We start from the raw sequence: 12,770 nt of genomic DNA, 5'->3' as shown, positions 1-12,770 counted from the left end.
AAAGTTCCTTTCTACTTGCTGAAGCCGGCGGTGAGGCCGGCGAGCAGCTGGCGGCGGCCGACGACGTAGAGCACCAGGATCGGCAACGTGCTCAGTACCACCGAGGCAAGCACGGCCGGGATGTTGACGCTGAACTCCCCCTGGAAGGTCCACAAGCCCAGGGGAAGGACGCGCAGGCCGGGGCTCTGGGTGAGGACCAGCGGAAGCAGGAAGCCGTTCCAGACATGCAGTCCGTTATAGATGGCCACGGTGACGATCGCCGGACGGGTCAGGGGCAGGGCAAGCCGCCACATGGTCTGCCACTCACTGCAGCCGTCCAGCCGCATGGATTCGAACAGTTCGTTCGGCACGTCGCGGATGAAGTTGGACAGGATCAGCACCGTCAACGGGATGGCGAAAGCAATGGACGGAAGCATCAGCGCGAGCAGGCTGTCGTAGAGATTGAGCCTGATGATCATCAGGTAGATCGGGATGATCGTTGCTTGAAGCGGGATGGCCAGGCCCATCAGGAACATGCCGTTGACCAGCTTGAGGAACCTGCCGCTGCCCCGGACGATGGCGAACGAGGCCATAAAGGAGATCAGCACGGTCGGAACCACGGAACCCAGCGTGACGATGGCGCTGTTCATGAAATATGTTGCGAAGTCCGCCTCAAGAACCAACTGGTAGTTTTCCAGCGTAGGTGAGGCAGGAAGTGCCAGCGGGTTCTGGCCGAAGTAGCCCTCCTGGGTCTTCAGGCTGGTAATGACCACGTAGTAGACCGGAAGAATGATGATGGCCAGCCAGATCCACCCGCCCAGGCCACCCGGAATGTTCAGCCGTCTCAGCCGGGAAGCCAGCCCGGCCTTATGGTCTCCCGCGCCCGCGGGGGAGCCGGCTGCTGCCTCCTGCGGGCTGCGTTTCAGTACGATGCTCACCCTACAGACCTTCCAATTGGCTGCCCTGCTTGTCCTTGCCTCCGAGGCGCTGGAGGAACAAGGCAAGACCGAGGCCGATGACTACGAGAATGACGGCGATAACGCTTGCGGGACCCATCAGGTTGGCCCGGAAGCCCCGAAGGTACATGTCCAGGGCCAGGATGCGGGTGGAGTTTCCCGGCCCGCCGCCGGTGAGGACGAAAATCAGGTCGAAGTACGTCAGGGAGCCCACCACCATGAGGGTGGAGGAGGTGATGATGGTGTACTTCAACTGGGGCAGAGTGATGTGGAAGAACTGCTTGATAATTCCCGCCCCATCGATCTGGGCTGCTTCGTAGAGCGATTTAGGGATCTGCCGCACGCCGCCCTGGTAGATGAGCGTGTGGAACGGGACGAACTGCCAGGCGATCACGAAAATCACCAGGCCCAGGGCAAGGTGTGGGACCCCCAGCCAGTCCTGTGCCAGGAATGGCAGGCCCAGCCCGGTGGCCAGGCCAAAGTTCGGATCCAGCAGTGCTTTGAAGGCAATGGCCACTGCAGCCGATGAGAGCAGCAGCGGCAGGAAGTACAACACCGCCAGGGCGGCCCTGTACCGCTGGCTGCCTGCCGTGAAGACCCCCAGGAGGAGGCTGATGGGCGTCTGGACCAGCCAGGAGACGATCATGATCAGGAAGGTCAGCCCCAGCGCGTTGTATAGGCCCGGGTCCGCCAGCACCGAGAACCAGTTGCCCATGCCCGCGGCACCGATGGCGCCGATGCCGTCCCAGCTGGCGAAGCTCAGGATAAGCACCCCCACCAGCGGCACCACGGCGAACACCAGGAAGAAGAACAGCGCGGGCAGCGTCAGCCACGCGAGGGCAGCCTTGCGCTTGTCGGTTGAAGCCGCGCCGGTTCGAACAGTGGCGGCCCGGGGCGCGGTGGAGACGGCGTTACTCATTTTCCGAGGGTGGCGTTCATGTTCTCGGCGAACTGCTGCGGCGTGATCGACTTCAGGAAGAGCTGGTCGATGTTGTTCAGCAGGGCCTCGGCTGCGGTGGGGCTCAGGGCCTGGTCCCAGGACTGCTGGAAGTTCGGGGCGTTCTTGGCCAGGTCGTAGACGAAGTTCAGGAAGTCCTTGTCGGGAGACGTGTCCAGCTTGTCTTCGATGCCGTTAACGATGGGCACCGACCCGGAGTTGATGTAGGTATCGATCACCGTTTCGGTCAGGATGCCGTCCTTGAAGAACTTCTTCGCAGACTCCTTTTCCTTGTCGCTGGCCTTCGAGGAAATCGACATGTACTGGGCCGGGTTTCCGACGCCGTTCTTGGGGTCGCCCTTGCCGCCGGGAACGGTGGGGAACTGGACGAAGCCCAGTTTTCCGTTCTGGACGAAGTTCTGGCCGTTCTTCTTCATGCCGCCGAAGGTCCAGGTGCCGTGCAACATCATGGCTGCCTTGCCCGTGAACAGGAGGGCCTGGTCGGCGTTGGAGTCTGCGGTGATGGAGGAGAAGCCCTTGATGAACCCTTCGGCCGAGACGAGTTCCTGGATCTTTGTGCCGGTCTCAATTACGGCAGGGTCCAGCCACGCATTGGGCTTGCCTTCGAAGATGGCGTTGAAGACGCCGGGGCCGCCGATGCGGTCCAGCAGGTATTCGAGCCACATCATGGAGGTCCAGCGGGACTGTCCGCCCAGTGAGAAGGGTGCCACGCCCATGTCATTGAAGGTCTTGACCAGCGACATGACGTCGTCCCAGGTCTTCGGCGGCTGGACGCCGGCCTTCTCGAACAGTTCCTTGTTGTAAAACAGCACGATCGGGGCGACGTACTGGTTGGGCAGGGCGTAGATCTTGCCGTTAACCGTGGCTGCACCGAAAGAGGAGGGAAAGAATTTCTTCTTCAGGTCCGGGTTCTCCTCAAACCATCCCGTCAGGTCATCCACCTGGTTGGCCTCGGCGTAGGTCTTCAGGGTGCCGCCGCCCCAGCCGTAGATGATGGTGGGGGCCTGGCCGGCGCCAATGGCGGTCTTGATCTTGGTTTTGTAGGCGTCGTTCTGGAAGTAGGTCACGGCGATCTTGTTGTCTCCGTTCGCCGAATTGAAGGCGTCTACGGCCTTCTGCATGGTGGTCTGGTTCGGTTCGCCGGACAGGTACCACATGCTGGCGCCTCCGCCACCGCTGGAGCTTCCCGGTCCGGATGTCCCGCACGCGGTGGTCGCCGCAACGGCGAACGGGGTGAGGGCAGCAAGGGCGAGGAAAGAGCGGCGGGAGGTCTGGGGCTGCTTCATTGCTTCTCCATCTGAGTTTGCTTCTTTGCAAGTGAAGTTGGAGCCTCTGGCTCCGACTATCTTGTTCGAAACATTTCGAACGCGTGATTTAGGTCACGGTCTAAACTAAAGCTCATATCCCGCGTCGTCAAGGGGTAAACGTCCCATTATTTTTGACGCTTTCACGGCTCTTGACCAAGGGTCGTGGTATTCCGCAGAATGAAGGCTCGGACATCTTCGAAAGATTGCGAAAACTTTGATGGCAACGAAAACCTCGCAGCCCAAGCCGGCAGTGGCCAAGCCCACCCTGGCCATGGTGGCGCAGCAGGCCGGGGTGTCGGCGCCCACGGTGTCCAAGGTGGTTAACGGCCGCCTGGACGTTTCCCCTGAGACCCGGGCCCGTGTCCTGGAGGCACTGGAACAGGCCGGATACCAGTCCCCGCTGCAGCGGCGCTCCGCCGCGGAGACGGGCACCATCGTGGAGGTGGTCATCGACGTTCTTGACTCCGCCTACATGATTGAGGTCCTCAACGGGATACTGCAGTTCGCCGCAGGTGCCGACGTCGAGATCCTGGTCAGCGTCACAGGTCCAGCGCTGTCCAACCTGCGCAGCCCGGAGCGCCGGGCACAGCGCATGCTGGACGAAGGGCGGGCAGGGATGATCGTGGTGACGTCAGCTTTCAGCGAGGCACAGCTGCAGGCATTCCGGCGCCGCAAGATTCCCGTCGTCGTTATCGACCCCCTCAATCCGCCCTCAGCCGATGTAGTCAGCGTGGGAGCGACAAACTGGGCCGGCGGCAAGGCGGCCACCGAACATCTGCTGGATTTGGGGCATCGGCGGATCGCCTACATCGGCGGCATCGAGAGGGCCGAATGCAACCAGGCGCGCCTGCACGGCTACATGGCCGCCCTGATGGCCCGTGGCATCACGGTGGACCCGGAATACATTGTTTCCGGCGGCAGGTTCCGCAGGGAGAGCGGGGTTGCCGGGCTTCAGGCCCTGCTGCGCCTGGACCAGCTTCCCACCGCAATTTTTGCCGCAAGCGACACGATTGCGCTGGGTGTTCTTGCCGAAGCCGGGCGGCATGGCATCCGGGTCCCGGAGGACATCAGCGTGATTGGCTTTGACGGAACTAAGCAGGGCGAGGAGTCCGTCCCGTCGCTCAGCTCCGTTGCCCAGCCCCTGGAGGAAATGGGGCGGGCTGCGTTGCGGTCACTTCTGCGCCAGGCGCGGGGGGAGACCCTGGATTCCCATCGCGTGGAACTTGCCACGCAGCTGATCGTCAGGGGCTCGACGGCGGCTCCCGCGAGAATATCAAAAGGATGAGGTTTCAATGATGAAGATCACCAACCTCGAGACCGTCGTCGTTGATTTTTACAGGACAAACCTCATCTTTGTCCGGCTGAGCACGGACGCCGGCATCACCGGCGTGGCTGAGGCAACGCTTGAAGGGCAAGAACATGCCGTCCGCGGCGCGGTCGCGGTTCTCGCCGACGCGGTCCGGGGCAAGGACCCAACCCGGATCTCGCACACCCTCTACGAACTTAACCGTGATGCCTATTGGCGCGGTGGACCGGTATCGATGACGGCGCTCAGCGCCCTCGAAATGGCGATGTGGGATGTCTCGGCGCGTGTCCTCGGGGTCCCGGTCCACCGCATGCTGGGCGGCCAGGTGCGGGACAGGGTCCGTGCATATGCCAATGGCTGGTTTTCGGGAGCCACATCTCCCGACGACTTCGCCGAAGCCGCCGTCCGGACCGTCGCCCAAGGTTTCCGCGGACTCAAATGGGACCCGTTCGAAGCCGCGGACCTCACTCTTGATCCGAGGGACCTCCGGCGCATGCTTGAACCCGTGGCCGCCGTGCGGGAGGCGGTGGGGGATGATGTTGAGCTCTTCATTGAAGGCCACGGCCGGTTCGACGTTCCCACCGCAATCCGCGCTGCCCGGGAACTTGAGCAGTTCCAGCCGGTCTTCTTCGAGGAGCCGTGCCCGCCGGATGGGATCGACGCGCTGATCGAAGTCCGTTCCAAGTCCCCCGTACCCATCGCTGCCGGGGAGCGGTGGTTCGGACGGAACACCTTTGTTCCCGTACTCGCCCGGAACGCCGTGGACTACATCCAGCCCGACGTCACCCATGCCGGCGGCCTGCTGGAGCTGTCGTTCATCTCCACTCTCGCGGCGGCACATTACGTTCCGTTCGCACCGCATAATCCCAGCGGACCGTTGAGCACCGCCGCGACGCTGCAGCTGGGCGCTGCGCTGCCCAATTTCCGGTATCTGGAGATCATGGCCACAGATGTTCCGTGGCGGAGCGAGATCTCCAATGAACGCCTCCAGCTGACGGAGGACGGCGACGTCCTCATCCCGGAAGCGGTGGGGCTGGGAATCGAACTGAACTTTGACGCCATTGCAGAGCGCCCGTACACGCCGCATCCGATGCGGATCTTCAATGACGCGGTCGCTGATATCCGGCCGCCAGATGCCTGTTCGTACTTCAACCTTGAAGGCGTTCCCGTAAGTGCGGACAGCATATGACCACCACTGTGCAGCACATCCTCCCCATGGACGCAGGAGATGCGGTCCTCGTCGGCCGCGCCTGGGATCCGGTATCCCAAGGGCCGCGGGTCATCACCGTCCGCGGTAACGAGGTCTTTGACCTCACCCCCGAGGTCCGTACAGTTGCCGAGCTCATGGACCACCCGAAGCCCGCCGAGCTGGTGCTGCAAGCAGGCGGCATGCGGTGGGACTTCGCCGAACTGGCGGCTGCCTCGCTGGACGGGGACCGGAACAGGCCGCATCTGCTGTCCCCGATCGACCTCCAGGTGGTCAAGGCGTGCGGAGTGACGTTTGTGGAAAGCATGGTGGAGCGGGTCATCGAAGAGCGGTGTGGCGGTGATTTCAACCGGGCGGCAGAAGTCCGCAGGACGGTTGCCGAAGCGCTGGGCGGGAACCTGGGCGATGTCCGGCCCGGGTCGGAACAGGCGCAGGAGGTCAAGGAGGTGTTGTCGGCCCAGGGGATGTGGTCGCAGTACCTTGAGGTGGGCCTGGGTCCCGATCCGGAAGTGTTCACCAAGGCCCCGCTGCTGTCCTCCGTGGGCTTCGGCTCCGACGTCGGCATTCCCGGCTTCTCCTCGTGGAACAACCCCGAACCGGAACTGGTGCTCATTGCCGACTCTGCCGGGAAGGTCCGCGGCGCAACGCTCGGGAACGACGTCAACCTCCGGGACGTCGAGGGCCGCAGCGCACTGCTGCTGGGCATGGCCAAGGATAACAACGGGTCCTGCGCCATCGGCCCCCTGGTCCGGCTCTTCCACCAGGACTTCACGCTGGACTCGCTGCGGTCGGAGGCACTCAGCCTCACCGTGGAAGGCGCGGACGGTTACCGGCTGGAAGGCCGCAACAGCCTGGCCCGGATTAGCCGCCCCTTCGAGGAGCTCATCGGTGCTGCCCACGGCCGCCACCACCAATACCCTGATGGGTTCGCCCTGTTCACCGGCACGCTGTTCGCTCCAACGCAGGACCGCGATGCCGAAGGGCTCGGCTTCACCCACAAGCCCGGGGACGTCGTCACCATCAGCAGCCCCCAACTGGGGGCACTGGTCAACCGGACGCGAAGGGCCGAGGAGATCGAGCCGTGGACCTTCGGGATTCGGGCGTTGTTCAGTTACCTGGCGCGTCAGGCGTCATCAAGCGATGGCGGGTTGCCGTCATCAGGCACAAGCACGCGGGCGCCAATAACGCACTAGCTGTATTGTCCCGGCAGGTTGATGACACGGGGATTGATTTGCTGCAATAAGAGGACCTCCGGGTGTTGTGTGGTGCTTGTCGAGAGCAAACACAAACCAGGAGGTCCTCGTGTCCCACCGTAACGCGTTTCTGGCTCATTCGGGACGTCTGCAGCTGGCCCGCTGCATCGTGGTTGATGGCTGGCCTTTGCGACGTGCCGCTGAAAGATTCAACGTCTCCGTCCCGACCGCGGTGCGCTGGTCCGCCCGTTATCGGGAACTGGGTGAGGCTGGTCTGGAGGACCGCCGGAGCCGGCCCTTGACCTGCCCCCACCGAACGGAGATGCGCACTGAGCGGCGCGTGCTGGGACTGCGCGTGAGCCGGCGCTGGGGTCCGGCCCGGATCGCCTACCACCTGCACCTGAACATCTCCACGGTCCACCGCATCCTGACCCGCTACCTCTGCCCTCCACTGCGCTTCACCGACCCGGCCACAGGGATCAGGGTCCGCGGCCGGGACCGGGCGCGTCGGTACGAATATGCCTGGCCAGGCGAAATGATCCACGTGGACATCAAGAAACTCGGCCGAATCCCCGACGGCGGCGGACACCGTGTCCACGGGCGGGTGCAGGGCAACGCGAACTCCCGGGCACGGAACCTCCGTGAAGGCCAGGCCAAATACCGCGGCCAGGTCCGGGGCTACTCATTCCTGCATCACGCAGTGGATGACCATTCCCGGTTTGTTTACTCCGAGATCCTGCCCGACGAAACCAAGGAAACTGCATCGGCGTTCATGCGCAACGCCATCGCCGCGTTCGCCGCCAGGGGCGTCAAAATCCAGCGGGTGCTCACGGACAACGGCTCCTGCTACCGCTCCCGCACCTTCGCCGCTGTCCTTAACGTAGCCGGGATCAGGCACAAACGCACCAGGCCCTACCGACCCCAAACCAACGGCAAAGTCGAGCGCTTCAACCGCATCCTCCAAGAGGAATGGGCCTACGCCAAGGCCTATGCCTCAGAAACTGAACGCCAAGCCTGCTACCCCGACTTCATCGAGTACTACAATCACCACAGGCCCCACACCGCACTCAAAGGCGCCTCACCGGTCAGCCGTGTCACCAACCAACCGGGTTAGTACAACTAGCCTGCGAGGGAACCCCCGCTGTCGTTGGCCAGTAATGCTCTACCGACTCCTGCTGGAACCCGCCCCGGCATCTTCCTGAAAGGAACATCCATGTCATCCACCGCCTGCCCCAACGGAGAGCTGACCGTCCTTCGGGCGGGGGACTATGAGGCAACGGTCGCGAGCGTGGGGGCGGGGCTGGTCAGACTGTCCTTCCGCGGAACGGACCTTGTCCTGCCCTTCCCGGCGGACGAACTGCCCCCGGCCTACGCCGGAAAGGTGCTGATGCCTTGGCCGAACCGGGTGGCCGGCGGCGCCTACAGCTTTGGCGGGCAGCGCTTCGAACTGCCGGTGAACGAGGCGGGCACCGGCAGTGCCCTGCATGGGCTGGCCCTGTGGAATGCCTGGCAGGTGGAACGGCGCTCGGACGCCCAGGTGGTGCTGAAGCACCTGCTGCACGGCGAACCCGGTTACCCCTTCCAGCTCGCGGTGACGGCCCGTTACGCCCTCGACGCCGAGACCGGGCTGTCCATCGAACTCCGGGCCAGGAACCATGGCACCGCCGCCGCTCCCTATGGCTGCGGCAGCCACCCCTACATCACCCTGGGCGGCGAGGACATCTCCACCTGTGAGCTGACTTTCCGTGCGGGCAAGGTGCTGATGACGGATGAAAAGCTCCAGCCCACCGAGCTCCGGGATATTACGGGCACGGAGTTCGATTTTTCCCAGTCCCGCAGCCTGGCCTCGCAGCAACTCGACCACGCCTTCACTGCGCTCCCCAAGGGGACATGGGACGTCCGGCTGCGGCACCCTGCCCTGCAGCTTTCGGCGGTGGTGGAATCAACAGGAACCGATGCGCCCTGGCTGCAGCTTTACTCAGGGGAGCTCCGGGGCCGGAAAGGGCTCGCTGTTGAGCCCATGACCTGCCCGCCCGATGCCTTCAATTCCGGCCAGGACCTGGTTGTCCTGGAGCCGGGACAGGCACACTCGCTGGCTTACACGATCCACGCAGTGGAGGGCTAAACAGGGGGCAGATGAAGGGCCCCGGTTCCGGGTGATGGTGCTTCCAGTGTTAGATTCACCACGCCAAGGCGCGGAGGCCCTTTGAGGGGACCAGCAGTGGTGTCCGGGGACGTATGATTATCCCGCCGACCCACGAACGAGGTCCTCGCCCGGCCCGGGCTCGAGTCAACGGTTTGTCCGGCACCACCACCTTCAAAACCCTCGTTACCCCTGCCCGGCTCCGGCTGGCAGGCGCCCCTGAAAGGACACCATGGAACTGCTGTGGGAAATCGCCGGCTGGGCCGGCGCGGTTGCGATCCTCACTGCCTACCTCGCCGTTTCCATGGGCTGGCTGAAGGCCGGCAAAGGCTTCCAGACCGCAAACCTGTTCGGCGCCGTCGCCTTCATCATCAACGGCACCCTCCACGAGGCCTGGCCTTCCGTGGTGACGAACGTGGCCTGGTTCCTCATCTCCGCCATCGCCCTTTTCCGCATGCGCTCAGCGGCTCCCCAGCCGGTGGTGCCGGCTGAGGAGCCGCAGGTTCAATTCCCCGGCGTCCCGGACACCACCGGCCAGCTTGCCGTTGTGGAGGTCCTCACCGGTTCCGTTCACGGTGAGGCGGACGTGCACCGGGTGCCTGTGGAATGCACGACGGCGGTCAGGCCGGCTGGGGTGCCCTGCTGACCTCGGCGTCCTCTGCCTGAGAGGTACGCACCTGCGCCTGCCGGCCCAGCCAGTGGGCACTCTCCTTGGGCGTCCGTTCCTGGGTCTCGCGGTCCACGGCGATGAGGCCGAACTTCGGCCCGTAGCCGAACACCCACTCGAAGTTGTCGAAGGCCGTCCAGGCGATGTAGCCGCGGACGTCGATGCCGTCGTCGAGGCAGGACGCCACGCACTCCACAGCAGCCTTCAGGTAGTCCACCCGCTGGGTATCGTCCTCGGTGGCCAGGCCGTTTTCCGTGACGATCACGGGAAGTCCAGCGATCCGGTGGGCTTCCCGGATGGTGGCCTCGAGGGCCTGCGGGTAGATCTCCTCGCCGATCTGGTTCGTCGGCACCCCTTCCGGCGCCGGCGCGTGCCCGTCCGGGCCGTAGACGGTGCGGCCGTACGTCTGGATCCCCACAAAGTCGTCCCCGCGTGACGCCTCGAGGAAGCGCTCGTTCACGCCGCGGCGAACACTTTCGGCGAGTTCCTCGCCGCCGTCAATGGACTGGATGTCCGAGTTGGCCAGCGTCCAGCCCACCAGCAGGTCCGGCCGGTGCGCCTTGATGGCCGCGGTGCCGGCCCGGTGCGCTGCCAGCTTCACGTCGAAGCCGGCCTCGGTGGAGCAGAACTGGAACGGGGCTACGGTGCTGGCGTCCACGCCAAGGCGTTCGGCTGCCGCGGCCCATACCGGTACCGAACCGCGGTTTTCCGGGGCCACGCCGCCAATGCCAAAAGACTCCAGCAGCCACGGCAGGTTTGGTTCATTCAAGGTGCAGGCGACGCCGATGAGGTCACCCATGTGCGCCATGACCCGGTCGCAGTAGCGGGCAAAGAGTTCAGCCGTGCGCGGGCCCTCCCAGCCGCCCAGGGCAAGGAGCCAGCGCGGGGACGTGAAGTGGTGGAACGTCACCACGGGGGTGAGGCCGTGCTCGTGGCAGGCCTCCAGCATCCGGCGGTAATGGTCCAGTTCGGCCCTGGAAAACAGCCCCTCCTCCGGCTCAATGCGCGCCCACTCGATGGAAAAGCGGTAGCTGGTGAAACCGAGGTCCGCGATCAGGGCGATGTCCTGGCGGTAGCGGTGGTAGTGGTCCACCGCATCCCCGGACGGCTCGGAGAACATGCTGCCCGGCAGGTGCTCGAGGAACCAGGTGTCGCTGTTGAGGTTGCTCCCCTCCACCTGGTGCCCGGCGCTGGCGACGCCCCAGAGGAAGTCCTGGGGGAATGCTGATGCGGTGGTCATATAGTTCCTTTCGATTCAGCGCCGGACTGCAGCGCACGGGGCCTCTCTGCCCTGGCTTTCAATCCTGACCGGCCGCGTGACCGGGGCCACAATACTTTTTCAATCAATGACATTCTCATGTGAGCGCCTGCAGCCACCGCTTGATGCTTGGAAGGAGCCGGCCAGCAGCCAGCCCCAAGACATTTCCTCCGTTGTCCCATCAGAATGCAAAGGCGCACTACATGAAACTCCTGAACTCCACCGCCCGTGGGAGCTCCGCCGTTCTGGCCGGAGCGCTCCTGCTGGGATCGCTGACCGCCTGCGGCGGCGGTTCCAGCCAGGCCACCGCCAAGGCAGACACCAGCTCCCTGACGCTCGCCATCGACAGTGACTCGGCTTCCTTCGGCTTTGATCCGTTGAGGGTTTCAGCTGCCCAGCGGCAGTTCTTCGAGGGCCTCTACGAGAGCCTGATGACGCTGCAGCCGGACGGCTCGGCCGGCCCGGGTTTGGCCAAGGAGTTTAGCTACAACGCGGACAACACGGTCCTGACGCTGACCCTCAAGGACGGCGTGACCTTCACGGACGGCTCAAAGCTCGACGCCGAGCTGGTCAAGGCCAACCTGGACCGCCGGTCCGACCCCGCGCTCAGCGCCTACTCCGCCGTCGCCAAGGGCGGCGCCCAGGAAATCACGTCCGTGGACGTGGTCAGCCCCACCCAGGTGGCCCTCACGTTCGCCGCGCCGCAGCCGGGATTCGAGAAGAACCTGGCGTCCACCACGGGCATGATCGTGGGCAAGAACGGTGTCACCGACTCCGCAAGCCTCGCCGCCACCCCTGACGGTTCCGGCCCCTACACCCTGGATGCCTCCACGGTGAAGGGCAACAAGTACGTGCTGGTGAAGAACGCGAAGAGCCCGGAAGCTTCCAAGTACGCCTTCAACAAGGTGATCTTCAGCGTGGTCCAGGACCCCCAGGCCCGCGCCAACGCCCTGGTGTCCGGCCAGGCGGACGTGGCCATGCTGACCTCCTCCACCGTTGACTTCGCCAAGTCCAAGGGCGTGGGTGTGTCCCAGATCGGCGGCACCGTCAACACCATGATTTCCTTCGACAAGATCGGCAAGACCGCCCCCGCATTCGCCGAGGAGAAGGTCCGCCTGGCCATCCAGTACGCCATCAACCGCCAGGCCCTGGTGGACGCCCTGCACAAGGGTGACATTCCGGCCTGGAACGCCCTGCCCAAGGACTCTGCCGGCTTCAGCAAGGACATCGAAACGAAGTTCGCCTACAACCCGGACAAGGCCAAGAGCCTGCTGGCGGAAGCCGGCTACCCGAGCGGCTTCGAGTTCACCATCATCGCCAGCGCCCAGACCCAGACGGACCTGCAGGCCGTCCAGAAGGACCTCGCCGCCGTCGGAATCACCATGAACGTGAAGATGGCCTCCTCCACTGACGAAGCCTTCGCCGCCGTCGCCACCACGCCCCTGGGCTACGCGCCGCTGAACTGGGACAACCCCGTGGGCGTGATGTACGGCGCCATCCTGAACGGTTTCACCAACGTCCAGAAGGCCACCGATGAGCAGCTCAGCGCAGCCACCGGCGAGCTCGCCGCCGCGAAGGACGACGCCGCCGTCAAGGCCGCCGCTACCAAGCTGAACACCCGCCTGGTGGAATCCGGCTGGATGATCCCGCTGTACGAGGCCCTCACCAACCAGGGCTACAACACCAGGAAGGTGGCGCCGGTGGAGTTCGCCGGAACCAACGCCTACCCGCTCCTTTCGTCCTACAAGCCGGCCAGCTAATACCCGCACCTGCCGGGCGGGCACTCCCCAGCGAAG

General features: G+C 64.4%; 11 protein-coding genes. 7 read left to right on the top strand and 4 right to left on the bottom strand.

Annotation, left to right across the window (positions count from 1 at the left end; genetic code table 11):
- Positions 1-11 precede the first annotated feature (11 nt).
- From QF038_RS20210 to QF038_RS20200, 3 genes are read right to left on the bottom strand one after another with little or no spacing between them, the layout of a single operon-like run.
- Positions 12-917, bottom strand: coding sequence for a carbohydrate ABC transporter permease (locus QF038_RS20210; protein WP_307612689.1), 906 nt, complete (start codon positions 915-917; stop codon positions 12-14).
- 1 nt (position 918) lies between these two features.
- On the bottom strand, positions 919-1,854 hold the full coding sequence (locus QF038_RS20205; RefSeq protein WP_307612687.1) for a carbohydrate ABC transporter permease: 936 nt from the start codon (positions 1,852-1,854) through the stop codon (positions 919-921).
- On the bottom strand, positions 1,851-3,179 hold the full coding sequence (locus tag QF038_RS20200) for an extracellular solute-binding protein (protein ID WP_307612686.1): 1,329 nt from the start codon (positions 3,177-3,179) through the stop codon (positions 1,851-1,853). The genes QF038_RS20205 and QF038_RS20200 overlap by 4 nt, the downstream gene beginning before the upstream one ends.
- A 238-nt stretch (positions 3,180-3,417) precedes the next feature.
- Between QF038_RS20200 and QF038_RS20195 the strand changes: the two genes are divergently transcribed.
- From QF038_RS20195 to QF038_RS20170, 6 genes are all read left to right on the top strand, one after another.
- The gene (locus QF038_RS20195) at positions 3,418-4,485 is read left to right on the top strand and encodes a LacI family DNA-binding transcriptional regulator (RefSeq protein WP_307612684.1); all 1,068 of its coding nucleotides are present in this window, start codon (positions 3,418-3,420) and stop codon (positions 4,483-4,485) included.
- 7 nt (positions 4,486-4,492) lie between these two features.
- Positions 4,493-5,695, top strand: coding sequence for a mandelate racemase/muconate lactonizing enzyme family protein (locus QF038_RS20190; RefSeq protein WP_307612682.1), 1,203 nt, complete (start codon positions 4,493-4,495; stop codon positions 5,693-5,695).
- A complete protein-coding gene (locus tag QF038_RS20185; RefSeq protein WP_307612680.1) occupies positions 5,692-6,906 on the top strand; it encodes a fumarylacetoacetate hydrolase family protein in 1,215 nt (404 codons plus the stop codon). The genes QF038_RS20190 and QF038_RS20185 overlap by 4 nt, the downstream gene beginning before the upstream one ends.
- A 109-nt stretch (positions 6,907-7,015) precedes the next feature.
- Positions 7,016-8,020 (top strand): IS481 family transposase, encoded by a 1,005-nt coding sequence (locus tag QF038_RS20180; protein WP_307612678.1) that lies wholly within the window; start codon positions 7,016-7,018, stop codon positions 8,018-8,020.
- Positions 8,021-8,119: 99 nt separating this feature from the next.
- Positions 8,120-9,031, top strand: coding sequence for an aldose-1-epimerase (locus QF038_RS20175; protein ID WP_307612676.1), 912 nt, complete (start codon positions 8,120-8,122; stop codon positions 9,029-9,031).
- A gap of 250 nt (positions 9,032-9,281) precedes the next feature.
- The gene (locus tag QF038_RS20170) at positions 9,282-9,695 is read left to right on the top strand and encodes a hypothetical protein (protein ID WP_307612674.1); all 414 of its coding nucleotides are present in this window, start codon (positions 9,282-9,284) and stop codon (positions 9,693-9,695) included.
- Here the strand turns inward: QF038_RS20170 and QF038_RS20165 are convergent.
- Positions 9,670-10,956 (bottom strand): glycoside hydrolase family 1 protein, encoded by a 1,287-nt coding sequence (locus tag QF038_RS20165; RefSeq protein WP_307612672.1) that lies wholly within the window; start codon positions 10,954-10,956, stop codon positions 9,670-9,672. The two genes, QF038_RS20170 and QF038_RS20165, sit on opposite strands and share 26 nt — an antisense overlap.
- Positions 10,957-11,177: 221 nt before the next feature.
- Here QF038_RS20165 and QF038_RS20160 point away from each other — a divergent pair, with 221 nt between their 5' ends.
- Complete coding sequence (locus QF038_RS20160) at positions 11,178-12,734, top strand: ABC transporter substrate-binding protein (protein WP_307612670.1); 1,557 nt, start codon at positions 11,178-11,180, stop codon at positions 12,732-12,734.
- The last annotated feature ends 36 nt before the right edge of the window (positions 12,735-12,770 follow it).

Source organism: Pseudarthrobacter sp. W1I19, from assembly GCF_030817835.1.
Lineage (GTDB): Bacteria > Actinomycetota > Actinomycetes > Actinomycetales > Micrococcaceae > Arthrobacter.
Note: the sequence above shows the minus strand (reverse complement) of the source record. Positions and strands in the feature narration are given on the sequence as shown.